This window comes from Streptomyces sp. NBC_01016, assembly GCF_026341035.1.
GTDB lineage: Bacteria > Actinomycetota > Actinomycetes > Streptomycetales > Streptomycetaceae > Streptomyces.
On record NZ_JAPEOQ010000001.1, the window covers coordinates 4,270,361 to 4,293,963 of the forward strand.

The 23,603-nt window shown below is 70.1% G+C and carries 17 protein-coding genes; 14 read left to right on the forward strand and 3 right to left on the reverse strand.

The annotated features are described in order from the left end of the window. Window positions 1-360: 360 nt before the first annotated feature. A complete protein-coding gene (locus tag OG746_RS19085) occupies window positions 361-1,446 on the reverse strand; it encodes a LacI family DNA-binding transcriptional regulator (protein ID WP_266716037.1) in 1,086 nt (361 codons plus the stop codon). Between the two features lie 272 nt (window positions 1,447-1,718). Here OG746_RS19085 and OG746_RS19090 point away from each other — a divergent pair, with 272 nt between their 5' ends. From OG746_RS19090 to OG746_RS19110, 5 genes are all read left to right on the forward strand, one after another. Then, complete coding sequence (locus OG746_RS19090) at window positions 1,719-2,993, forward strand: extracellular solute-binding protein (RefSeq protein ID WP_266716039.1); 1,275 nt, start codon at window positions 1,719-1,721, stop codon at window positions 2,991-2,993. Between the two features lie 98 nt (window positions 2,994-3,091). Then, window positions 3,092-4,084: a carbohydrate ABC transporter permease gene (locus OG746_RS19095; RefSeq protein ID WP_266716040.1), complete on the forward strand. Its 993-nt coding sequence runs from the start codon at window positions 3,092-3,094 to the stop codon at window positions 4,082-4,084. 19 nt (window positions 4,085-4,103) lie between these two features. After that, on the forward strand, window positions 4,104-5,027 hold the full coding sequence (locus tag OG746_RS19100) for a sugar ABC transporter permease (RefSeq protein ID WP_266716041.1): 924 nt from the start codon (window positions 4,104-4,106) through the stop codon (window positions 5,025-5,027). A 24-nt stretch (window positions 5,028-5,051) separates the two neighbouring features. Next, window positions 5,052-6,713 carry a glycoside hydrolase family 13 protein gene (locus tag OG746_RS19105; protein ID WP_266716043.1) on the forward strand — a complete coding sequence of 554 codons (1,662 nt, stop codon included), beginning with the start codon at window positions 5,052-5,054 and terminating at the stop codon, window positions 6,711-6,713. A gap of 72 nt (window positions 6,714-6,785) precedes the next feature. Beyond that, window positions 6,786-7,223, forward strand: coding sequence for a hypothetical protein (locus OG746_RS19110; protein ID WP_266716044.1), 438 nt, complete (start codon window positions 6,786-6,788; stop codon window positions 7,221-7,223). Between the two features lie 4 nt (window positions 7,224-7,227). Here the strand turns inward: OG746_RS19110 and OG746_RS19115 are convergent, their stop codons facing one another. Beyond that, on the reverse strand, window positions 7,228-8,664 hold the full coding sequence (locus tag OG746_RS19115; protein WP_266716046.1) for an alpha-amylase: 1,437 nt from the start codon (window positions 8,662-8,664) through the stop codon (window positions 7,228-7,230). Between the two features lie 217 nt (window positions 8,665-8,881). Here OG746_RS19115 and pulA point away from each other — a divergent pair, with 217 nt between their 5' ends. The 4 genes from pulA (at window position 8,882) to OG746_RS19135 (ending at window position 17,497) form a co-directional block, all read left to right on the forward strand. Then, on the forward strand, window positions 8,882-14,200 hold the full coding sequence (gene pulA, locus OG746_RS19120) for a pullulanase-type alpha-1,6-glucosidase (protein ID WP_524540430.1): 5,319 nt from the start codon (window positions 8,882-8,884) through the stop codon (window positions 14,198-14,200). Between the two features lie 46 nt (window positions 14,201-14,246). Next, window positions 14,247-15,059, forward strand: coding sequence for a MerR family transcriptional regulator (locus tag OG746_RS19125; protein WP_266716048.1), 813 nt, complete (start codon window positions 14,247-14,249; stop codon window positions 15,057-15,059). A gap of 96 nt (window positions 15,060-15,155) precedes the next feature. Beyond that, entirely contained in the window at window positions 15,156-16,781 is a 1,626-nt protein-coding gene (locus OG746_RS19130) for a molybdopterin-dependent oxidoreductase (protein WP_266716050.1), read from the forward strand. Between the two features lie 74 nt (window positions 16,782-16,855). Continuing rightward, the gene (locus OG746_RS19135) at window positions 16,856-17,497 is read left to right on the forward strand and encodes a fasciclin domain-containing protein (RefSeq protein ID WP_266716052.1); all 642 of its coding nucleotides are present in this window, start codon (window positions 16,856-16,858) and stop codon (window positions 17,495-17,497) included. 51 nt (window positions 17,498-17,548) lie between these two features. Here OG746_RS19135 and OG746_RS19140 read toward each other — a convergent pair whose 3' ends face one another. Beyond that, a complete protein-coding gene (locus OG746_RS19140; RefSeq protein ID WP_266716054.1) occupies window positions 17,549-17,920 on the reverse strand; it encodes a DoxX family protein in 372 nt (123 codons plus the stop codon). A 170-nt stretch (window positions 17,921-18,090) separates the two neighbouring features. On the opposite strand from OG746_RS19140, the gene OG746_RS19145 reads away from it, so the two are divergent. Genes OG746_RS19145 through OG746_RS19165 form a run of 5 tightly spaced genes read left to right on the forward strand, consistent with a single transcriptional unit; the run spans window position 18,091 to window position 23,566 of the window. Further along, entirely contained in the window at window positions 18,091-19,389 is a 1,299-nt protein-coding gene (locus OG746_RS19145) for an NAD(P)/FAD-dependent oxidoreductase (RefSeq protein WP_266716056.1), read from the forward strand. Further along, window positions 19,383-20,138, forward strand: coding sequence for a DUF1365 domain-containing protein (locus OG746_RS19150; protein WP_524540431.1), 756 nt, complete (start codon window positions 19,383-19,385; stop codon window positions 20,136-20,138). Before OG746_RS19145 ends, OG746_RS19150 begins: the two co-directional genes overlap by 7 nt. Further along, the gene (locus OG746_RS19155; RefSeq protein ID WP_266716060.1) at window positions 20,135-21,439 is read left to right on the forward strand and encodes an SAM-dependent methyltransferase; all 1,305 of its coding nucleotides are present in this window, start codon (window positions 20,135-20,137) and stop codon (window positions 21,437-21,439) included. Before OG746_RS19150 ends, OG746_RS19155 begins: the two co-directional genes overlap by 4 nt. Then, window positions 21,436-22,767 (forward strand): class I SAM-dependent methyltransferase, encoded by a 1,332-nt coding sequence (locus OG746_RS19160; protein WP_266716062.1) that lies wholly within the window; start codon window positions 21,436-21,438, stop codon window positions 22,765-22,767. The genes OG746_RS19155 and OG746_RS19160 overlap by 4 nt, the downstream gene beginning before the upstream one ends. Beyond that, the gene (locus OG746_RS19165) at window positions 22,760-23,566 is read left to right on the forward strand and encodes a DUF1295 domain-containing protein (RefSeq protein ID WP_266716064.1); all 807 of its coding nucleotides are present in this window, start codon (window positions 22,760-22,762) and stop codon (window positions 23,564-23,566) included. The genes OG746_RS19160 and OG746_RS19165 overlap by 8 nt, the downstream gene beginning before the upstream one ends. Window positions 23,567-23,603 lie beyond the last annotated feature (37 nt).

Consider the following 23,603-nt stretch of genomic DNA (forward strand, 5'->3'; position numbering starts at 1 on the left):
AAGCTTTGACATGCGAATTCGGGCATGTCAACGCGGAATTGAAGCATCCGTACATAACTTCCGGAACTGTTTTCGCGGCCGCTTTCCCGCTGTTTTCGGGCAGGGGGAAGCGGCACTCCTCACACGGGGAAAAAAGAAAGCAGAGTTCACTTGGTAAGCAAGGAGAAGAGATCGAAACGGGCGCGGCGCCCTCGGCCGTCCGCGCCACCCGTGATCAGCGGTGCGCTCTGCGTGCCATCCGTACCTCCCGCACGGCCCCCGTAGTAGCCCGGTGCGCCCCGGGCTCAGTGCAGGATACGGAGCGGGGCGCCGCAGCGTTCAGCGCTTTGTGCCTTACGGTCAGTGCTTTGTGCCTTGCGGTCAGCGCCGAGCCACGATGTTGGGCCCCGACGCCGTCGACCCCCGAACCACCAGCTCCGGCATGAACACGAACTCCGTGTGCGGCGCGGGAGTCCCACCGATCTCCTCGAGAACCGTGCGGACCGCTGCCTGCCCCATCGCCTGCACCGGCTTGCGGATCGTCGTGAGCGGCGGATCGGTGAACGCGATGAGCGGGGAGTCGTCGAACCCGACCACCGAAATGTCGTCCGGTACCTCGAGCCCCCGCTGCCGCGCCGCCCGGATCGCGCCGAGCGCCATCATGTCGCTGGCGCACACGATCGCCGTGCAGCCGCGGTCCATGAGGTCGCAGGCCGCGGCCTGCCCACCCTCCAGTGTGTACAGGGAGTGCTGGACGAACTCGCCCTCGATGTCGTCGGGGGAGAGGTCGAACCGGTCCCGCATCGCCCGCACGAAGCCCTCGATCTTCCGCTGCACCGGCACGAACCGCTTCGGCCCCAGCGCCAGACCGATCCGCGTGTGGCCCAGCGAGCCGAGGTGGGTGACCGCCAATTGCATGGCCGCCCGGTCGTCCGGCGAGATGAACGGCGCCCGCACCTGCGGCGAGAACCCGTCCACGAGCACGAACGGCACACCCTGCGCCCGGAGTTGCTCGTAGCGCCGCATGTCCGCGGTGGTGTCCGCGTGCAGTCCCGACACGTAGATGATGCCGGTGACACCGCGGTCGACAAGCATCTCCGTCAGCTCGTCCTCGGTCGAGCCGCCGGGGGTCTGTGTCGCGAGGACGGGTGTGTAGCCCTGGCGGGTCAGGGCCTGGCCGATGACCTGGGCGAGCGCCGGGAAGATCGGGTTCTCCAGCTCCGGCGTGATCAGGCCGACGAGCCCCTCGCTGCGCCGGCGCAGCCGCACAGGACGTTCGTAGCCGAGCACGTCGAGCGCGGCGAGGACCGACTGGCGGGTGGCCGCGGCGACGCCCGGCTTGCTGTTGAGGACCCGGCTCACCGTCGCCTCGCTCACCCCCGCCTGCGCCGCGATGTCGGCGAGGCGCGCGGTCGCGGGCGGGGCCGGGACCGCCTTGCGGGCGGCCTGGGCGGGCAGCTGGGTCATCGCACTCCTTGTGGGGGCCAAGAGCTGGGGGAGCTGGCAAGAGTCCCGATGATCCCTGTGACACCGCCCCGTGGCAAGAGCTTGCAGACCCTTGCAGTGCCACATAAGCCCATGTAACGGGCGATAACCACCCGGGGAGTGCCGCAACTTGGAGGTCACGAAGCCGTAACCTCCCCTCATCTCTGCAATATTTTTCAGCAAGGTCTTTCCTCGGGCTTGCAGCGCTGTTACGTTCACGTCGCCCAGTCGGGCCCAACCCTCTAGGAGTTCTCATGCGGCGTGGCATTGTGGCCACCGCGGTGGTGGCGTCCCTCGCACTCGCGGCGACGGCCTGCGGTGGAAGTGACGACAGCGGCGACAAGGCGTCGGGCCCGGTCACCATCACGTGGTGGGACACGTCGAACGCGACCAACGAGGCACCCACGTACCGGCAGTTGGCCAAGGACTTCACCAAGGCCAACCCGGACATCAAGGTCAAGTACGTCAACGTGCCCTTCGACCAGGCGCAGAACAAGTTCGACACGGCGGCCGGCGCGAGCGGCGCCCCCGACGTGCTGCGCGCCGAGGTCGGCTGGACCCCGGCGTTCGCCAAGAAGAGCTACCTGCTGCCGCTCGACGGTACCGAGGCACTCGCCGACAAGGACAAGTTCCAGGCGTCCCTCATCAAGCAGGCCCAGTTCGACGGGAAGACCTACGGCGTCCCGCTCGTCACCGACACCCTCGCCTTCGTCTACAACAAGGCCCTCTTCAAGAAGGCGGGCATCACCGAAGCGCCCACCAGCTGGGACCAGTTGAAGAAGGACGCGGCCAAGGTGAAGGCCGAGACCGGCGCCGACGGCTTCTGGGGCTCCACGGCCGGCTACTACGCCGAGCCGTTCCTGATGGGCGAGGGCACCGACACCGTCGACCCCGCGGGCAAGAAGATCACCATCGGCTCCGCCGCCGCCAAGAAGGGCCTCACCACCTGGAAGGGCCTGTTCAGCGGCAAGGGCCTGCACAAGGCCGACGCCACCGCCGACGCGTACGCGCACATCCAGGACGCGTTCGTGAACGGCAAGGTCGCCTCGACCATCCAGGGCCCGTGGGAGATCACGAACTTCTACAAGGGCTCCGCGTTCAAGGACAAGAAGAACCTGGGCATCGCCACCGTCCCGGCGGGCTCCGGCGGCAAGCCGGGCGCCCCGACGGGCGGCCACAACCTGTCCCTGTACGCGGGTTCGGACAAGGCCCACCAGGAGGCCTCGCTGAAGTTCGTGAAGTGGATGACGTCGGCGAAGACGCAGGAGCAGGTCGCCCTGAAGAACGCGACGCTGCCCACCCGCCAGGACGCGTACACCGCGAAGGTCACCGCCGACCCCGGCATCGCCGGCTACCAGAAGGTGCTCGGCAGCGCGCAGCCGCGCCCGGAGCTGCCCGAGTACAGCTCGCTGTGGACGCCGATGGACCAGGAGCTGCCGAAGGTCGCCACCGGCAAGGAGTCCCTGGACCAGGGCGTGAGCAGCCTGGAGACCTCGTTCGCCAAGCTGCTGCCCGGCTTCTCCAAGTGACCCGCTAGCAACGGCCGGTTCGCGCCCCGGAGGGGTGGGCGCGAACCGGCACAGCCCTGTCGCAGCCCTGCCGCAGCTCGATTCAGAAGGTGCCCCGCATGACCCTTGCCGTCGACCGCCCGGCCGCGAAGAAGCGCGCGCCGCGCCCAGGCCCGATCCGGCGCTTCAAGGACTCGTACCGCAAGTACTGGTACGCGTACGCGATGATCACCCCGGTGGTCGTCGTCCTCGGTGTCCTCGTTGTCTACCCGCTGATGCGCGGCTTCTACCTGACGCTCACCGACGCCAACAGCCTCAACTCGGCCCGCACCATCGGCGTCAACCAGATCGAGGCCACCTACAAGTTCGTCGGCCTCGACAACTACGCCGACATCCTGTGGGGCCCCTCCTCGTACGACCGCTTCTGGTCGCACTTCGTGTGGACCATCGCATGGACGGCGATCTGCGTCGCCCTGCACTACTGCATCGGGCTCGGCCTCGCGCTGCTCCTCAACGAGAAGCTGCGCGGACGCACCATCTACCGGCTGCTGCTGATCCTGCCGTGGGCGGTCCCGACCTTCGTCACCGTCTTCGCGTGGCGCATCATGCTCGCCGACTCCGGGATCATCAACGTGGCCCTCGGCTCGCTGCATCTGCCGCAGCCGAGCTGGCTGGAGGACCCGACCTTCCAGCGGATCGCCGCGATCCTCGTCAACACGTGGTGCGGTGTGCCGTTCATGATGATCTCGCTGCTCGGCGGGCTCCAGTCCATCGACGGATCGCTGTACGAGGCCGCCGAGATGGACGGCGCGACCGCCTGGCAGCGCTTCAGGCACATCACGCTGCCGGGCCTCAGGCCGGTCAGCTCGACCGTCGTCCTGCTCGGCATCATCTGGACGTTCAACCAGTTCGCGATCATCTTCCTGCTCTTCGGCAACACGGCACCGGACGCGCAGATCCTCGTCACCTGGGCATACCGCCTCGGCTTCGGGCAGCAGCCGCGCGACTTCGCGCAGTCCGCCGCGTACGGCGTGCTGCTCCTGTCGATCCTCACCGTCTTCACGTCCTTCTACTACCGCTGGCTGAAGCGCAATGAGCAGCTCGCCGTCTGACGCCGCAGGAGCCGACATCATGAGCACCACGACCACCCGCTCCGCGTCGCGGATCCCCGCACAGCGATCCGCGACCGACGGCGCTGCCGCGAAGAACCGGCGCGTACGCAGGCGTGGCGAGCGCAGCCCGCTCGCGAAGGCCCTCACGCACGGCATCCTCGCCGTGGCGAGCCTCATCGCGCTGTTCCCCGTCGTCTGGCTGACGTATCTGTCGCTGGGGCCCGACAAGGACGACTATCTGCACCCGGGCAACATCCTCAGCAAGGCGACCCTCGACAATTACAGTTACGTCCTGGAGCACACCCAGTTCTTCTACTGGGCGGCGTCGACGCTGATCGTGGCGCTCGGCACCACGCTCGTCGGCGTGCTGTTCGCGGCGACCACCGGCTACGCCGTCTCCCGTATGCGCTTCCCCGGCTACCGCCCGCTGATGTGGATGCTGCTGCTCACGCAGGCCTTCCCGATCGCCGTGCTGATCGTGCCGATCTACGAGATCTTCTCGGAACTCGGCCTGATCGACACCTACCAGGGCCTCATCCTCATCAACTGCACGACGATCGTGCCGTACTGCACCTGGCTGCTGAAGGGCTACTTCGACACCATCCCCGGCGAGATCGACGAGGCGGGCCGGATCGACGGGCTCAGCCCGTTCGGCACCTTCTGGCGCCTCATCCTGCCGCTCGCGAAGCCGGGCATCGCGGTCGCCGCGTTCTACGCCTTCATCACGGCGTTCGCCGAGGTCGCCTTCGCCAACACCTTCATGCTCAGTGACACCAAGTACACCTTCGCGATCGGCCTGTCGAGCTTCGTCAGCGAGCACGACGCGCAGTGGAACCTGATGGCCGCGACCGCGGTGTTGATCGCCATCCCGGTGACCGCTTTCTTCTACCTTGTCCAGAAGCACCTGGTCACCGGCCTGACCGCCGGCGGGACCAAGGGCTGAACCCGGCTACGCAGCAAGGACATCATGAGCCAGCACTCCACGGACGAGCCGGTGGCCGCCGCCACCACGACCCGCCAGGCCACCGACTGGTGGCGGGACGCGGTCATCTACCAGGTCTATCCGCGCAGCTTCGCGGACAGCGACGGCGATGGCACCGGTGACCTCGAAGGCATCCGCCGACGCCTGCCGCATCTGCGCGAGTTGGGCGTGGACGCGGTGTGGCTGTCCCCGTTCTACGCCTCGCCGCAGGCCGACGGCGGCTACGACGTCGCCGACTACCGGGCCGTCGACCCCATGTACGGCACCCTGCTCGACGCCGACGCGGTGATCCGCGACGCGCACGCCCTGGACCTGCGCATCATCGTCGACCTGGTCCCCAACCACTCCTCGGACCAGCACGAGTGGTTCAAGCGGGCGGTCGCGGACGGCCCCGGATCGCCGCTGCGCGACCGCTATCACTTCCGCGCCGGAAAGGGCGCGGACGGTGAACTCCCGCCCAACGACTGGGAGTCCATCTTCGGCGGCCCCGCCTGGACCCGGCTCCCGGACGGCGAGTGGTACCTGCACCTCTTCGCGCCCGAGCAGCCCGACCTCAACTGGGAACACCCGGCGGTCGCCGACGAGTTCCGCTCCATCCTGCGTTTCTGGCTGGACATGGGCGTCGACGGATTCCGCGTCGACGTCGCGCACGGCCTCGTCAAGGCGGAGGGCCTGCCGGACCTCGGTGGTGGTGAGCAGCTGAAGCTCCTCGGCAACGACGTGATGCCGTTCTTCGACCAGGACGGTGTCCACGAGATCTACCGCTCGTGGCGCACGATTCTCGACGAGTACGACGGCGAGCGCATTTTCGTCGCGGAGGCCTGGACGCCGACCGTCGAGCGCACCGCGAACTACGTCCGCCCGGACGAGCTGCACCAGGCCTTCAACTTCCAGTACCTGGGCGCCCCTTGGGACGCGGTAGGCCTGCGCGAGATCATCGACAGCTCGCTCGACGCGATGCGCCCGGTCGGTGCCCCGGCCACCTGGGTCCTCTCCAATCACGACGTCACCCGGCACGCCACCCGCTACGCCAACCCGCCCGGTGGCACCCAGATCCGCACCCCCGGCGACCGCGAACTCGGCCTGCGCCGCGCCCGCGCCGCCACCCTGCTGATGCTCGCCCTGCCCGGCTCGGCGTACATCTACCAGGGCGAGGAGCTCGGCCTCCCGGACGTCACGGACCTGCCCGACGAGGTCCGCCAGGACCCCTCGTACTTCCGCGCCGAGGGCCAGGACGGCTTCCGCGACGGCTGCCGGGTGCCGATCCCGTGGACGCGCGACGGATCCTCGTACGGCTTCGGTGACGGCGGCAGCTGGCTCCCGCAGCCCGACACCTGGGGCGAGTTGAGCGTCGAGGCGCAGACCGGCGACCCGGACTCGACCCTGGAGATGTACCGCTCGGCTCTCGCGCTGCGCCGGACCACGCCGGGCCTCGGCGCCGGCGACGGTGTGAAGTGGCACGGGGACGCCCCGCAGGGCGTGCTCCACTTCGAGCGCTCCGGCTTCGCCTGCACGGTCAACACCACGGGCGCCGCGGTCCGCATCCCCGCCCCGGGCGACGTACTGCTCGCGTCCGCGCCGGTGGAGGTGGCCGACGGTCACGTAGAACTGCCCGCCGACACGACGGTGTGGTGGGAGATCGCCTGACCCCTGGCACGGCACCAGTAAGGGGCGGCACCCGGCCGGGTGCCGCCCCTGCGGCATAGGCTCCCCGATGTGATGTCACAGGGGAGGGACGGCCAGGTGTCGGGCGTCCGCTGGGCCGTGCGGGCTGCGGTGTGGGCGCTGGTGCTCGTCTCCTTCGCGCTGCCGCTGCGCCATGGGTTGGTGGCGACACGTGCGTACGTGGACGGGTACTGGGCCACGGCGAACGAGCAGGCGGAGAACAGTGACACCTTCGTGTGGAGGTCGCCGCACGGAGAGGCCGTGCACGGAATCGTGCACGGCCTCGGGGAGGAGGGGTACTACGACGAGGCGCTCGAACCGGGGCAGACGCTCGGCCCGCTGCGCATCTGGGTCTCCGCCTCCGGTACGGCACATGTGGACGAGGCACCACCCGAGAACGCGATGGTGTTCGGCTACGGCGCCGCGCTCGCCGTCGCGGGCGCGACCGCCTACGTGATGTGGGCGATGCGGCGCGCCCGCGACCCGCGCTGAGTGGCTACGACGACGTGTGGAACGCCACCGCGCCCTTGGCGGGCACCTTGAGCTCCACCTTGCCGCCGGTGACCGTCACCGAGCCCTCGCCGACGACATTGTCGTACGTGCCGTCGGGCACGCTCGTCGTGTACGTGTGCGTGTTCTCGGCGGACGAGTTGTTGATGGCGACGAAGCCGGCGTCGCCGCGCCCGAAGCCGATCACGTTCGAGGCCGGTGACTGCCAGTCCGCCACCGCCTTGCCGGTCGCCGCGTTGTGCCAGCCCACCATGCCGGTGATCGCCTTGTCGCGGTCCAGGCAGGACCAGGCGCCCGAGCAGTCGGTGTCGGTGACCATGCCGCTGCCGTTGTTCGGCGGCGCCTCGTCGCTCTGGTCGAACTTCCATGCCGCGTAGACCGAGGGCCGCCCGTAGCCGCGCGCCAGCTGGAAGACGTTGGCGAGGGTGGCGGTCGCGCCGTCCTTGTAGCTGAGCGTGTAGCCGTTGCGCTCGGTGTCGTGGTTGGTGACGAAGCTGTTGGAGTGCTCCTCGTCGGCCAGGCCCCAACTACTGCCGAACGACGACAGGTTGGCGATGTCACCACCGCCGAACTGTGACTTCATGGCGGCCGCGTACGTGAAGTCGAGGACGTCACCGTTGCCGTAGTAGTCGCCTGTCGCGGGCGGTGTGCCCGGATACACCTCCTGTGTGATGTACGGGGCGTCGCCCGACGTGGTCGTGTGCAGCGCGCCCACGATCGCGTTGAGGTCGCCGGTCTCGATGTGCTTCGCGGCGTCGACGCGGAACCCGTCGACGCCCAGGTCGATCTGCTTGTTGAGGAACCCGGTGATCTTCTCGCGGACGCCCGACTCGGACGTGTCCAGGTCGGGCAGGCCGAGCAGCTCGCAGTGCTGTACCTCGTGCTGGTCCGACCAGTTGGAGATGGTCTTCGTGCAGTCGTCGCTGTCGGCCGGGTCGAAGTCCGGGGTGTCGTACTTGTTGGAGATGGCGGTGCCGGCGTAGCCGGTGCCGGTCTGCGCCGCCGTGTGGTTGATCACGGCGTCCGTGTAGATCTCGATGCCGGCCGAATGGCAGGTGTCGACCATGGACTTGAAGTCGCTCGCGCTGCCGAAGCGGCTGTCGAGCTTGTACGAGTACGGCTGGTAGACGTCCCACCAGAAGAGGTCGGCCTGCTTGAGGGACTCCTGGGGAGGGGCGACCTGGACGGCGCCGTAGCCGGCCGGGTCGAGGGTGTCGGTGCACTCCTTGGCGACCGAAGTCCAGTTCCACTGCCACAGGTTGGCGATGACATCACCGTTGGGTGTGCCGGTGTCGGCGGCGGTCGCGGTCGGGGCGGGCAGGGTCACCATGCCGCCGAGGGTGAGGGCGCCGAGGGCCACCGCGGTGGCGGTGCGGCGGCGCCGACGAGGGCTTTTGGGTGTGAGGGATGTGTCGTGCTGCATGTGCGGCTCCTGAATGTGGGGTTCTGGTGGCGCGTCGTGAGCGTGGGGCAGACGAGTGGGCCCCGTCAATGGGCAGTTGAAAATTCTTGCTACATCTTTCGCAACTCTTGCAGGCGTGTTCCGGCAGGCGTTACCGTCACGCGGCGGGCCGGCCCCACCTCCCCACGCGCGTGGCCGGTCCGCCCCAATACGCCGCATCCCGCGAGGAGTTCATGACGTGAGCCGCAGCCCGATTCGCGTACCGCACAGACGCGCCGCCGCGTACACCGCGGCCGCGGCGCTCCTCGTGACGCTGGCCCAGCCCCTGGCGGCCCGCGCCGCCGCGCCACCCCCGCCACCGTCGGATGCAAAGCTTGCGGCCGAGCCGGCCCGCCACGACCTCACCCGCGAGCAGTACTACTTCGTGCTCCCGGACCGCTTCGCGAACGGTGACACCGCCAACGACAAGGGCGGGCTGACCGGTTCACGCCTCGCGACTGGCTACGACCCCACCGACAAGGGCTTCTACCAGGGCGGCGACCTCAAGGGCCTGACGAACCGGCTCGACTACATCAAGGACTTGGGTACCACGGCGATCTGGCTCGCCCCGATCTTCAAGAACAAGCCCGTGCAGGGCGAGGGCAAGGACGCGTCGGCCGGCTACCACGGCTACTGGATCACCGACTTCACGCAGGTCGACCCGCACTTCGGCAGCAACGCCGACCTCAAGAACCTGATCTCCAAGGCCCACGGCAAGGGCATGAAGGTCTTCTTCGACGTCATCACCAACCACACCGCCAACACGGTCGACTACGCCGAGAAGAAGTATGGCTACCGTCCCAAGGGCGCCTACCCGTACCTCGACACCAAGGGTCGCCCCTTCGACGACAGCAAGGGTGTCAAGGCGAAGGTCGACACCGACTCCTTCCCGTACACACCGAAGAACACCGGCGAGATGGTGCCGTCCTGGCTGGGCGACCCGACGATGTACCACAACCGGGGTGACTCGACCTGGGAGGGCGAGTCCACGACGTACGGCGACTTCTCCGGCCTCGACGACCTGTGGACCGAACGCCCTGAGGTCGTCTCCGGCATGGAGAAGATCTACGAGAAGTGGGTGCGGGACTTCGCCGTCGACGGCTTCCGCATCGACACCACCAAGCACGTGAACATGGACTTCTGGACGCAGTGGGCGACGGCGCTCGACAAGTACGCCGCCGAACGCGGCCGCAAGGACTTCTTCATGTTCGGCGAGGTCTACTCCGCCGACACCGACGTGACCTCGCCGTACGTCACCCAGGGCCGGCTCGACGCGACGCTCGACTTCCCGTTCCAGGACGCGGCCCGCGCCTACGCCTCGCAGGGCGCCTCGGCGGACAAGCTCGCCAAGGTCTTCGCCGACGACTACAAGTACGCCACCGACAAGGCGAACGCGTACGAGCAGGTGACCTTCCTCGGCAACCACGACATGGGCCGCATCGGCACGTTCCTGAAGTCCGACAACCCGAAGGCGTCCGACGCGGAACTCGTCCAACGCGACAAGCTCGCCAACGAGTTGATGTTCCTGTCACGCGGCAACCCCGTCGTCTACTACGGCGACGAGCAGGGCTTCACCGGTGCGGGCGGCGACAAGGACGCCCGGCAGACGATGTTCGCCTCGAAGGTCGCGGACTACCTCGACGACGACGAGCTCGGCACCGACCGCACGCACGCCGACGCCGCGTACGAGACGAAGCACCCGCTGTTCACGTCCGTCGCCGCGCTGTCGAAGCTCCGCAAGGACAACCCGGCGCTCACCGACGGAGCGCAGAAGGAGCTGTACGCGAAGGACTCCGTGTACGCCTTCTCGCGCACCGGCGACGACCGCGAGTACGTCGTCGCCGTGAACAACGCGAGCGAGGCGAAGTCGGTCGAGATACCGGTGGAGTCGACGAAGTTCCAATCGCTGTACGGCGGTTCGGGCGTCGAGTCGGCGTCCGGCGGCCGCATGAAGGTCACCGTCCCCGCCCTGTCCTCGCTCGTCCTGCGTGCCTCGTCGAAGCTCCCCGCGCCGGCCGCGAAGCCCACGCTGTCCCTGAAGGCCCCCGCCGCCGGAGCCACCGGCACGGTCACCCTCTCCGCCGACCCCGGCGACTCCGCCTCGGCCCGCGTCGTCTTCGCCGCACAGATGGGCGACGGCAAGTGGCGCACGCTCGGCTCCGTCGACCACGCCCCGTACAAGATCACGCAGCACGTCCCGGACACGGTGGCGGCAGGAACGCCCCTGCGGTACAAGGCAGTTGTGGTCGACCGCGCCGGACGCACCGCGAGCGCCCTCGCCGACACGACGGCGGGGCAGGCACCCGCGCCCGAGAAGCCCACGGCTGTCGACCGTGACTACGCGGTCGTCCACTACAAGCGTGCCGACGGCGACTACGACGGCTGGCGGCTCAAGTCCGGTGACACGTCGGCCGAGTTCGTGGGGCGGGACGCGTACGGAGCCTTCGCCTGGGTGAAGGTCCCCGACGGCGCGGGATCGGTGTCGTACACGATCGACAAGTCCGGCACGGCCGACGGTCCGCAGCGCACCGTCGACCTCGGGAAGACCGGCGAGGTCTGGGTCGAGCAGGGCAAGGACACGCAGTCCGCGACCAGGCCCGACGGTGCCTACCCGCCGCAGGACGAGAAGAAGGCCGTCATCCACGTGCACCGCCCCGACGGCGACTACGACGGCTGGGGCCTGCACACGTGGACCGGCGCCGCGAACCCCACCGACTGGTCGAAGCCGCTGCAGCCCACCGGCAAGGACGCATACGGGGTCACCTTCGAGGTGCCGCTCGCCGACGGCGCGACCTCGCTCAGCTACATCCTCCACAAGGGCGACGAGAAGGACATCGCCACGGACCGCTCGCTCGACTTCGCCACATACGGCAAGGAGGCGTGGCTCAACTCCGGTGACACCAACTACCTACTGCCGTCCATGGGTTCGGGAGCGGACCTCGACCTCTCGAAGGCCGAGGCGCAGTGGATCGACTCCGACACCGTCGTCTGGAAGGTGAAGGCCACCGCCGCCACCAGTCAGCAGCTGGTGTACGCGCCGGAGGGCGGGATCGACGTCGAGGACGGCGCCCTGACCGACGAGGGTCAGTGGCTGCGGCTGAACCCCGGTGCGTTGAGCGACGCACAGAAGGCCAAGTACCCCCACCTGAAGGACTATCCGGCGTTCACAGTGGACCCGCGCGACCGCGACCGGGTGCGTGAGGCGCTGCGCGGCCAGCTGATCGCCACGCAGCGGGCGGCGAACGGGGCGCTGCTCGCGGCGACCGACGTACAGACGCCGGGCGTTCTCGACGCCACCTATGCGAACGCCGCCCAAAAGGCGTCCCTGGGCCCGGTGTTCAAGAACGGAAAGGTGACACTGTCGGTGTGGGCACCGACCGCCCGTGAGGTGTCCCTCGAACTCGCTGGGAAGACCCTGCCCATGCGCCGCGACGACGCGAGCGGCGTCTGGTCGGCGACCGGGTCCGCGGCCGCGTGGCGCGGCAAGGAGTACCGGTACGCCGTGCGGGGGTGGGCGCCCAGCGTCCAGAAACTCGTCACGAACAAGGTCACCGACCCGTACTCCGTGGCGCTGACCGCGAACTCGGAGCGCAGCCTCGTCGTCGACCTCGACGACAAGTCCCTTGCACCGCAAGGCTGGTCGAGTCTGACCAAGCCCAAGGCCGTCCCCATGAAGGACGCGCAGATCCAGGAACTCCACGTCCGGGACTTCTCGGTGGAGGACGAGACGACACCGGCGAAGGACCGCGGCACGTACCGCGCCTTCACCGACAAGAACACCGACGGCTCGAAGCACCTGCGCAAGCTCGCGAAGTCCGGCACCTCGTACGTGCACCTGCTGCCGGCCTTCGACATCGCGACGATCCCCGAGAAGAAGTCCGAACAGGCCACCCCCGGCTGCGACTTGAAGTCCTCCGCGCCCGATAGCGAGCAACAACAGGAGTGCGTCGGCAAGACGGCCGGCAAGGACGCCTACAACTGGGGCTACGACCCGTACCACTACACGGTCCCCGAGGGCTCGTACGCGAGCGACCCCGACGGCACCGAACGCACCGTCGAGTTCCGCAAGATGGTCAAGTCGCTGAACGAGGACGGCCTGCGGGTCGTCATGGACGTCGTCTACAACCACACGGCGGCCAGCGGCCAGGACAAGACCTCCGTCCTCGACCGGACCGTGCCCGGCTACTACCAGCGGCTCATGGCAGACGGCTCGGTCGCGAACTCCACCTGCTGCGCCAACACGGCGCCCGAGAACAAGATGATGGGCAAGCTGGTCGTCGACTCGATCGTGACCTGGGCGCGCGAGTACAAGGTCGACGGATTCCGCTTCGACCTGATGGGACACCACCCGAAGGCCAACATCCTGGCCGTCCGCAAGGCCCTCGACGCCCTGACCCTCAAGAAGGACGGCGTCGACGGCAAGAAGATCATCCTCTACGGGGAGGGCTGGAACTTCGGCGAGATCGCCGACGACGCCCGCTTCGTCCAGGCCACACAGAAGAACATGGCGGGCACCGGCATCGCCACGTTCTCCGACCGGGCGCGGGACGCGGTGCGCGGCGGCTCACCGTTCGACGAGGACCCGGGCGTGCAGGGCTTCGCGTCCGGCCTCTACACCGACCCCAACACCTCGAAGGCGAACGGCGCTTCGGCCGAACAGAAGGCCCGCCTGCTGCACTACCAGGACCTCATCAAGGTGGGCCTGTCGGGGAACCTCGCGGCCTACGAGTTCACGGACACCGGCGGCCGCACGGTCAAGGGCTCCGACGTCGACTACAACGGCGCGCCCGCCGGCTACGCGGACGCCCCCGGCGACGCCCTCGCCTACGCCGACGCACACGACAACGAGTCCCTCTACGACACGCTGACGTACAAACTGCCCGCGATGACGAGTACGGCGGCCCGCTCCCGGATGCAGGTCCTCGCGATGGCCACGGCGGCCCTCTCGCAGGGCCCGGCACTCTCCCAGGCCGGCACCGACCTGCTGCGCTCGAAGTCCCTCGACCGCAACTCGTTCGACAGCGGCGACTGGTTCAACGCGATCCACTGGGACTGCCGCGCGGGCAACGGCTTCGGCCGCGGCCTCCCGATGGCCGCCGACAACAAACCCAAGTGGCCCTACGCGAAGCCCCTGTTGGCGGCGGTGAAGGTGCCGGGCTGTGCGGACATCGAGGGGACGTCCTCCGCGTACCAGGACCTCCTGAAGATCCGCACCACCGAGCCGGCCTTCCAGCTGTCCACGTCCGCAGACGTCCAGAAGTCCCTCTCCTTCCCGCTCTCCGGCAAGGCCGAGACACCAGGTGTCATCACGATGCGGCTCAGTGACCTCGTGGTGGTCTTCAACGCGACGCCCGACCGGCAGAAGCAGACGGTCACCGACCTCGCGGGGGAGGGGTACCGGCTCCATCCGGTGCAGGCCGGCGGCTCGGACGACGGGGTGAAGTCGGCCTCGTACGCCAAGGGCTCGGGCACCTTCGAGGTACCGGCCCGTACGGTGGCGGTGTTCACCACGAAGTAGGCGGCTTGACTCTCACACCGTGTGAGCCCGTGGACTGGGAGACATCATGTTCACCATCGGAGAGTTCGCCCGGCACGGGCGTGTGTCGGTCCGCATGCTGCGTCACTACGACGCCATGGGGCTGCTGCGCCCGGCCCATGTCGACCCGGCCACGGGCTACCGCCACTACACCGCCGCCCAGCTCGCCCGCCTCAACCGTGTGATCGCGCTCAAGGACCTCGGCTTCACCCTGGAACAGGTCGGGGAGCTGCTGGACGAGAAGATCGACTCAGGTCAGCTGCGCGCCATGCTGCGGATGCGGCGCGCGGACCTGGAGGCGGAGATGGCCGCGGCGGCGGCCCGGCTGACCGGCGTCGAGGCGCGGCTCCGATCGATCGAGAGCGAGGGATGCATGCCCACCGACGACGTCGTCATCAAACCCCTGCCGGGTGTGCGCGTGGCCGAACTGACCGCCGTGGCACCCGACTTCGAACCCGGCTCCATCGGCCCGGTGATCCAGCCGCTGTACGGGGAGCTGTTCCAGCGCCTCGACGCGGCGGGCATCCGTCCCACCGGGCCCGGCATCGCCCGCTACGAGGACGCGCCCGGCGGCGGCATCCTCGTCCACGCGGGCGTCGAGGTGTCCGCCGCGCCGCGCGACGACGGCGGACTGCGCATCCTCGACGTCCCGCCCGTCGAACGCGCCGCGACGCTCGTGCACCGCGGCTCCATGGACGCGGTCCTGCCGTCGGCCCAGACCCTGGCCCGCTGGATCGACGCGCACGCCCACCGGTCGGCCGGCTACCCGAGGGAGATCAGCCTGGAGTGCCCCGAGGACCAGGAGGAGTGGGTGACCGAGCTGCAGGAGCCGCTGGCCTGAGCCGAGCACCCCCGCCCCGACCTGCCCGTTCCCACCGGTTCTCACTCGATCGAATGAGAACCCCATCCACGCACCCGTCGGTTCCGTATTCCCCATGTGACAGCAGAGGGAAGTGAACGACGCGGTACGCGGCTCCGCCGTGCGGTGCGCGGCGCGGTGGCCGGGTGCGTGGCCGGGGGTGCCGCGCTCGCGGCCGCCGAGCCGGTGGCCGCCGTGGTGCGCCCGCAGACGGCGCCGCTCACCGTCGTGGGCGGCGCGGCCATCGACCGTGCGCCGACCCCGGTCAAGGAATGGGCGATCCGCACGTTCGGCACCGACGACAAACCGATGCTGCAACTCGGCATCGTGGCCGTCCTGTTGGTCCTCGCGTGCGCGCTCGGCGTCGTCGCCGTACGGCACCGGCGGGCCGGCTCGGCGGGCGTGCTGCTGATCGGCCTCGTCGGGGCCGCCGCGGCACTGACCCGCCCCGACGCGGCCGGCCCACTGGACACCCTGCCGTCGCTGGTGGCGGCCGTGGTGGGTGCGCTGGTCCTGTATTGGCTGAGCGGTCTCGCGGCGAGGGACCGGGCTGCGGATGTGGTGCTGGCCGCACCTACGGATGAGGCAGCACCCGCACCCGCACCCCGGAACCTGCTCGCCCGGCGCCCCTTCCTGCTCGCAGTAGGCGGCACGGCAGTCGGCAGCGTCGCAATCGGCGCCCTGGGGCGCGGACTGGCCGGCTCGCGCGGCAGCGGTGCCCGCGCCTCCCGTGAGGCGCTCACCCTCCCCGCCCCGACCTCGCCCGCGCCGCCCGTGCCCAAGGGGACCCGGTTGCGCATCCCCGGCATCAGCCCCTTCCGCACGCCGAACAGTGACTTCTACCGCGTCGACACCGCCCTCGTCGTCCCCGAGGTCGACGCCGGTACCTGGCGGCTGCGGCTGCACGGCAAGGGTGTGGCGCGGCCGGTGACCTTCACCCTCGACGACCTGCTCGGCCGCGATCTCATCGAGCGCGACATCACTCTGACCTGCGTCTCCAATGAGGTCGGCGGGCCCTACGCCGGAAACGCCCGCTGGCTCGGCGTCCCGCTCGCCGCGCTGCTGCGTGGGGTCGGGGTGCGCCCACCCCAAGAGGGCGGTCCCGCCGACCAGTTGGTGGCCCGCTCCGTCGACGGCATGACCATCGGCACTCCTGTCGACGACGTCATGGACGGCCGCGATGCCCTCCTGGCCGTCGGCATGAACGGGCAGCCGCTGCCCTTCGCGCACGGCTTCCCGGTGCGGATGGTGGTGCCAGGACTCTTCGGCTACGTCTCCGCGTGCAAGTGGCTCACCGATCTCGAACTGACGACGTTCGACGCCTACGACCCGTACTGGGTACGGCGGAAGTGGGCCCGCCGCGCGCCCATCAAGACCCAGGCCCGTATCGACACACCCAAGCCCTTCGCCCACCCGAAGACCGGCACCGTGATGGTCGCCGGAGTGGCCTGGGCGCAGCACCGCGGCATCGACAAGGTCGAGGTACGTGTCGACGACGGGCCGTGGGAGGCCGCAGAGCTGGCCGCCGAGGACTCCAGGGACACCTGGCGCCAGTGGTCGTACGCCTGGCGGGCCACCAAGGGCGGTCACAACCTGACCGTCCGCGCCACCGACCGCACGGGCGACGTCCAGACCGCGCAGCGCGCCGGGACCTTCCCCGACGGGGCGTCCGGACGACACACGGTGGTGGTCACCGTGGACTGACCAGAGCCCCAAAGCCCCAAAGCCCCAAAGCCCCAAAGCCCTTTTCCCTACACCGTCACCCCCAGGAGACAACGATGAACACCCTCCGTACCCGCCGCGCAGCAATCGCCCTCGCCGCGGCCGCCGTGCTCCCGCTGGCCCTCACCGCCTGCTCGGGCACCGACACCAAGGACAGCGCCTCCGACACCGCCAAGAAGTCCAGTTCCAAGGCCTCGCCCTCCGAGGACATGTCCTCGAAGAGCAAGCCCTTCGGCCCGGGGTGCGCGTCGGTGCCCAAGGACGGTGCCGGTTCCTTCGACGGCATGGCCAAGGACCCGGTGGCCACCGCCGCGTCGAACAACCCGGCGCTCTCCACGCTCGTCACCGCGGTGAAGAAGGCCGGCCTGGTCGACACCCTCAACAACGCCGAGAACGTCACCGTGTTCGCGCCCACCAACGACGCGTTCGCGAAGATCCCCAAGGCCGACCTCGACAAGGTCCTGAACGACAAGGCCCAGCTGACGAAGATCCTCACGTACCACGTGGTGGGTCAGAAGCTGGAGCCGAAGGACCTGAAGAAGGGCTCGTTCGAGACGCTGGAGAAGTCGAAGCTGACGACCTCGGGCTCCGGTGAGTCCTACAAGGTCAACGACTCCGCGAACGTCGTCTGCGGCAACGTCAAGACGGCCAACGCCAACGTCTACCTCATCGACACCGTGCTGATGCCGAAGAGCTGACGCACGGATCGCGTGGCGCGGGGCGGCCGGCCGGTAGACGGCCCGCCGCCCTCAGCGCGTCGCGTCGCGCGCCACCTTGCGCGCCCACAGCACCAGCGGGATCTGCAGCGGAACCCGCGCCTGGACGGCCCGCCGCAGCGGCGCGGGGCGGTCCTTCCAGTCGGCCGCCATCTTCATGTTGGCGGGCACGACGGCGACGAAGAACGCGGCGGCCGCGGTGGCGGAGCGGGCCCGGGTGCGCGGCACGGCGATGCCCGCCGCGAGCGCCAGCTCCACCACCCCGCTGGCCTGCGTCCAGAAGCGCGGGGAGCCGGGGAGCCGGCGCGGCACGATGGCGTCGAACTGCTTCGGGATCAGGAAGTGGGCGACTCCGGCCCCGGCCAGCAGGCCGGCGAGGAGGTCGGAGGAACGGGCGCGACGCAAGGGGGCCTCCTGGGGCGGGAGTCGATGCGGACCGCTTGATCTTACTTGTCGGTAACCATTCGCGTCGAGGGTGACCGGCCACGTCGAGGGTGACCCGGGCCAATCCACGCACGCCCCCGCTCCGGATCACAGGTGAGAGGCCCGAGCAGGGGCCGGTCGGGAGGAGCGCGATGTCAGGCGGGGCGAGGCGGCACACGGCCGTCATCGGCAGCGGAGTGGCGGGTCTTACGGCGGCGCACATTCTCGGGCGCAGCCACCAGGTGACCCTGTACGAGGCCGACGACCGGCTCGGCGGGCACGCGCACACCCATGACCTGACCTCGACGGACGGCCGGGTGCATCAGGTGGACTCCGGGTTCATCGTGCACAACCGGCGTACGTACCCGAACCTGCTGCGCCTCTTCCGTGAGCTCGGCGTCGCCACGCAGGAGTCGGAGATGAGCATGTCCGTGCGCTGCGATGGCTGCGGCCTGGAGTACGCGGGTGCTCGCGGACCGCGCGGACTGTTCGCCCGGCCGCGCAGCGCGCTGCGACCTTCCTATCTGCGCATGCTGGAGGAGGTGCCGCGCTTCCACCGGGCGGCCCGCCGACTCCTTGCGGAGGCCGGGCGACTCCTCGCGGAGACCGGGCAGGGCGAACTGCCGCTCACCCTCGGTGAGTTCCTCGAACGTGAGCGCTTCTCGCCCTACTTCGTCGCCCACTTCATGACCCCTCTCGTCTCCGCGGTCTGGTCGTGCGACGGACACACCGCCCGGCAGTACCCCGCCACCCACCTCTTCCGGTTCCTCGACCACCACGGGATGCTCGCGGTCTCCGGCTCGCCGGTCTGGCGCACCGTGACCGGCGGCTCCCACCGCTACGTAGAACGCGTCGCCAAGGGTCTCGACGCCGTGCACACCGGCACCCCGGTGCGCGCTGTGCGGCGACACACCACCGGCGCCGATGTCACCACCGACCGCCTCGGCACGGTCACATACGACTCCGTCGTCCTCGCCACCCACCCCGACCAGGCGCTGCGGCTGCTCGCCGACGCCGACCGGCGCGAACGCGCCGTGCTCGGCGCGTTCCGCTACTCCCGCAACCCGACGCTCCTGCACACCGACACCCGTGTCCTGCCGCGGAGTCCGGCGGCGGGGGCCTCCTGGAACTACCTGATGCCGTCGTGCGACACGGACGCGGCGGGCGTCCGCGTCAGCTACGACATGAACCGGCTGCAACGCCTCGACGCCCCCGAACGGTTCCTCGTCACCCTCAACGGGGCCGGCCGCGTCGCGGACTCCCGCGTCCTGGCGCGCATGGTCTACGAACACCCCGTGTTCACCCCCGAATCCGTGGCCGCCCAGCGCCGGCTCCCCGAACTGAACGGCCCCGTCACGGCGTTCGCCGGTGCCTACCACGGCTGGGGGTTCCACGAGGACGGCTGCCGGTCGGGGGTCGCGGCCGCCGCCGCACTGGGGGTGACGTGGTGACGCCCCGGACGACCGGCACCCCGGCCCTCTACCCCTGCACCGTCGCCCACGTCCGCACCGGCCCGGTGCGTCACACCCTGCGTCACCGCACGTACCTGTGGCTCATCGACATCGACCGGCCGCCCCGACTCCCTTACCCGCTGCGCTGGTTCGCCCGCTTCGACGCACGCGACCACCTCGGCGGCGACGCGCCCACCCTGCGCGGACGTCTGGACACGTTCCTCGCGGCCAACGGTGTCGACCTTGCGGGCGGCCGGGTCGAGATGCTCGCCCACGCCCGCGTCCTCGGCCACGTCTTCAACCCGCTCACCGTCTACTGGTGCCACGACGCCGATGCCCCGGACGGGCCGCCGCGCTGCGTCGTCGCCGAGGTCCACAACACGTACGGCGAACGCCACTGCTATCTGCTGCGCCCCGACGCCGACCACCGGGCGCGTGCGGACAAGGAGTTCTACGTCTCGCCGTTCTTCGAGGTCGAGGGCCACTACCGGATGCGGCTCGCGCCACCCGGCGAACGCCTCGACTTGACGATCCGTCTGGAGGGCGGCTCCGCACCGCCGTTCACGGCCACCGTCCGCGGGCAGCGGCGTGCCGCGACCCCGCTCGGTATCGCGCGCACCGTGCTGCGCCACCCCCTGTCCACGCGCGCGGTGTCCGCCGCGATCCGGTGGCACGGAGTACGGCTGCTGCTGCGCGGCCTGCGCATCGTGCCCCGCTCCCGTCACCAGCCGCAGAAAGGCATGAAATGAGGCTCACCGCGACCTCCACCGCGACCTCCACCTCGACCGCGAGCTCGACAGCCGCCCCGCCCGCCGCCCGCACCGCGGTGGACGCCGCACGCTGGCCCGACGTCGCCGCTCTGCCGCCCGCGTCACGGGCCCGCACGGCCGTCGCCGCAGCCGTGGTCCGCTCCGCCCTGCGCCGACTCCCGTTGCGCGTACGGTACTTGGGGGAGGATCCGGTGGGTCTGGGAGGCCCCGTGCTCGACGTACGCGATCCGGAGGCGTTCCACCGCAGAATCGGCGCCCGGGGCCTCATCGGCTTCGGCGAGTCGTACCAGGCGGGGGAGTGGGACGCGCCCGACCTCGTCGCCGCGCTCACCGTCCTCGCCCGGCACGTGGGCAGCCTCGTGCCCGCCCCGTTGCAGCGGCTGCGCGGACTGTGGGCGCAGCGCCAGCCCGACGCCCGGCGCAACACCGTGCAGGGCTCCCGCGCGAACATCAGCCACCACTACGACCTCTCCAACGACCTGTTCGCCCTGTTCCTCGACGACACGCTCAGCTACTCCTCGGCGGTCTTCCGGGGCTTCCCCGCCGACCGGTCCGTCCTGGCCGCCGCCCAGCACCGCAAGATCGACCGGCTGCTCGACCTCGCCGAGGTCGGCTCCGGCACCCGTGTCCTGGAGATCGGCACCGGCTGGGGCGAACTCGCCGTGCGCGCCGCCGCCCGCGGCGCCCACGTCACCTCGCTGACGCTCTCCGCCGAGCAGCAGAACCTCGCCCGCCGCCGCATCCACCAGGCGGGCCTCACCGACCGGGTGATCGTCGAGCTGCGCGACTACCGCGAGAGCACGGGCACGTACGACGCCGTGCTCAGCGTCGAAATGGTCGAGGCCGTCGGCGAGGAGTACTGGACGGGCTACTTCCGCACCCTCGACGACCGGCTGGAGCCCGGTGGCCGGGCCGCCGTCCAGGCCATCACCATGCCGCACGACCGGATGCTCACGACCAGGGACACGTACACCTGGATCCAGAAGTACGTCTTCCCCGGCGGGCTGCTGCCGTCCGTCGAGGCCGTCGACAGGATCACCCGCGACCACACCCGGCTGCGCACCGCACGCCGCGACGCGTACGGACCGCACTACGCCGAGACGCTGCGGCTGTGGCGCGAGCGCTTCACCGAACGGGCCGACGAGGTCGAGGCCCTCGGCTTCGACGAGACGTTCCGCCGCATGTGGACCCTGTATCTCGCCTACTCCGAGGCCGGGTTCCGCTCCGGGTACCTCGATGTCCAGCAGTTCCTTTTCACCAAGGAGAGTGCGCGCCGATGACCCCGAAGCCCACCCGAACAGGCGCCGCGGACCGGCTCGCCGCCCTCGCAGAGGACGCGCTCGGCGGCCCGCTCCCGCTGCGCCTGCGCGCCTGGGACGGCAGCGAGGCGGGCCCGGCCGGCACCCCCGTGGTCGTCGTCCGCACCCGCCGCGCCCTGCGACGCCTCCTGTGGAATCCGGGCGAACTCGGCCTGTCCCAGGCGTACATCACCGGCGACATCGACGTCGAAGGGGACCTCGGCGAGGCCCTGCGCACGATGTGGCGGGCCGCGCGCGAGCGGTCCGTGTACGCGCCGCGCATCACCCTCGCCGTCCGCGCCCGCGCCGCCCGCACACTGCTGCGCCTCGGCGCCGTCGGGCCCCCGCCCGCGCCCCCGGCAGGCCAGGCCCGCCTACGCGGCACACTGCACAGCAGGGCCCGCGACCGCGCCGCCATCAGCCACCACTACGACCTGTCGAACGCCTTCTACCGGTTCCTGCTGGACGACACGATGGCCTACTCGTGCGCGTACTGGCCGGACGAGCCGGACGAGACACCGCAGGGCGCGCGGGCCGACGCCCCGCCCACCACCCTGGCCGCCGCCCAGCGCGCCAAGCTCGAACTCGTCTGCCGCAAGCTCGACTTGAAGGCCGGCGACCGCCTCCTCGACGTCGGCTGCGGCTGGGGTTCGCTCACGCTGTACGCCGCCGAACAGCACGGCGTGCACGTCACCGCGGTCACCCTCGCCGCCGAACAGGCCGCCTACGTAAAGGAACAGGCGACGGCGCGAGGCCTGGACAAGCGCGTCGAGGTGCTCTGCCAGGACTACCGGGAACCCGCGGGTGGCGAGTACGACGCGGCCGCCACCATCGAGATGGGCGAACACGTCGGCGACGCCGAATACCCTGCGTTCGCAGCGCTGTTGAACGACCGGGTCAGGTCGGGCGGCCGGATCCTCGTCCAGCAGATGTCGCGGCAGCACACCGCGCCCGGCGGCGGTGCGTTCATCGAGGCGTTCATCGCCCCGGACATGCACATGCGTCCACTGGGGGACACGGTGACGCTCCTCGAACAGGCGGGCCTGGAGGTCCGCTCCGTCGAGGCCCTGCGGGAGCACTACGTCCGCACGGTCGACGCCTGGCACCGGACCCTGGAGGAGAACTGGGACGAAGCGGTGCGGCTGCTCGGCGAGGAGGGCGCGCGGGTGTGGCGGCTGTACCTCGTTGGCGGTCAACTCGCCTTCGCGGAACGCCGGATGGGCGTCGACCAGATCCTGGCCGTGCGCCCCGATCCCAAGGGCGGCGCCGCGCTGCCGCTGCGCCTCGGCACCTGGAGCGGCGATGAATGAGCTGAGGTGGAGCGCGTTCGGATGGAACGTCGCCGTCAGCGCGGGCGTGGTGCTCGCCGTCGTCCTGACCGCGTTCCTGATCGGCGTACGGACGGGGAAGCACCGGGGCGTCGATGTGGCGTGGGGTCTCGGGTTCGCGGCGGTCGCCGTCGCCACGTACGGGGTCTCCGCGGGCGAGGGCGACGCCGCGCGGCGGCTGCTCGTCACCCTGCTCACCGCCGTGTGGGGTGTGCGACTCGCGGTCCACATCGGCCGGCGTTCGCGCGGGCACGGCGAGGACCCGCGCTACGAGCAACTCCTCGCCAAGGCGCCAGGCAACCGCCAGTGGTACGCGCTGCGCATGGTGTACCTGCTCCAGGGCGCCCTCATCGTCCTGGTGTCGCTGCCGGTGCAGATCGCCGCGTACGCGACCGGGCCGCTGTCCTTCCTCGCGGTCGCCGGAGCGGTGGTGTGGGCCGTGGGGCTGTTCTTCGAGGCGGTCGGCGACCGCCAGCTCGCCCGGTTCAAGGCCGATCCCGCGAACCGGGGCCGCCTCATGGACCGCGGCCTGTGGAGCTGGACCCGGCACCCCAACTACTTCGGGGACTTCTGCGTCTGGTGGGGCCTGTTCCTCATCGCATGCGAAGCGGGCCCGCTGCCCGCCCTGCTCGCCGTCATCTCCCCGCTGACCATGAGCTACCTGCTGATCGGTGGCAGCGGAAAGGCGTTGCTGGAGCGGCACATGGCGGAGCGCCCGGGGTACTCCGCGTACGCGGCCCGCACCAGCGGCTTCTTCCCGCGTCCGCCCCGCCGTGACTGAGCGCCGGTCGGCCCCCGGACGACCGGCGCTCAGCACG

What these genes read in the sequence shown, in the direction of transcription:
- OG746_RS19110 (WP_266716044.1), top strand. Translation starts at nt 6,786, where the DNA reads ATGTCACAGGGGAGGGACGGCCAGGTGTCGGGCGTCCGCTGGGCCGTG.
- OG746_RS19165 (WP_266716064.1), top strand. Translation starts at nt 22,760, where the DNA reads ATGAATGAGCTGAGGTGGAGCGCGTTCGGATGGAACGTCGCCGTCAGC.
- OG746_RS19100 (WP_266716041.1), top strand. Translation starts at nt 4,104, where the DNA reads ATGAGCACCACGACCACCCGCTCCGCGTCGCGGATCCCCGCACAGCGA.
- OG746_RS19095 (WP_266716040.1), top strand. Translation starts at nt 3,092, where the DNA reads ATGACCCTTGCCGTCGACCGCCCGGCCGCGAAGAAGCGCGCGCCGCGC.
- OG746_RS19160 (WP_266716062.1), top strand. Translation starts at nt 21,436, where the DNA reads ATGACCCCGAAGCCCACCCGAACAGGCGCCGCGGACCGGCTCGCCGCC.
- OG746_RS19135 (WP_266716052.1), top strand. Translation starts at nt 16,856, where the DNA reads ATGAACACCCTCCGTACCCGCCGCGCAGCAATCGCCCTCGCCGCGGCC.
- OG746_RS19105 (WP_266716043.1), top strand. Translation starts at nt 5,052, where the DNA reads ATGAGCCAGCACTCCACGGACGAGCCGGTGGCCGCCGCCACCACGACC.
- OG746_RS19145 (WP_266716056.1), top strand. Translation starts at nt 18,091, where the DNA reads ATGTCAGGCGGGGCGAGGCGGCACACGGCCGTCATCGGCAGCGGAGTG.
- OG746_RS19085 (WP_266716037.1), bottom strand. Translation starts at nt 1,446, where the DNA reads ATGACCCAGCTGCCCGCCCAGGCCGCCCGCAAGGCGGTCCCGGCCCCG.
- OG746_RS19115 (WP_266716046.1), bottom strand. Translation starts at nt 8,664, where the DNA reads ATGCAGCACGACACATCCCTCACACCCAAAAGCCCTCGTCGGCGCCGC.
- OG746_RS19090 (WP_266716039.1), top strand. Translation starts at nt 1,719, where the DNA reads ATGCGGCGTGGCATTGTGGCCACCGCGGTGGTGGCGTCCCTCGCACTC.
- OG746_RS19125 (WP_266716048.1), top strand. Translation starts at nt 14,247, where the DNA reads ATGTTCACCATCGGAGAGTTCGCCCGGCACGGGCGTGTGTCGGTCCGC.
- OG746_RS19155 (WP_266716060.1), top strand. Translation starts at nt 20,135, where the DNA reads ATGAGGCTCACCGCGACCTCCACCGCGACCTCCACCTCGACCGCGAGC.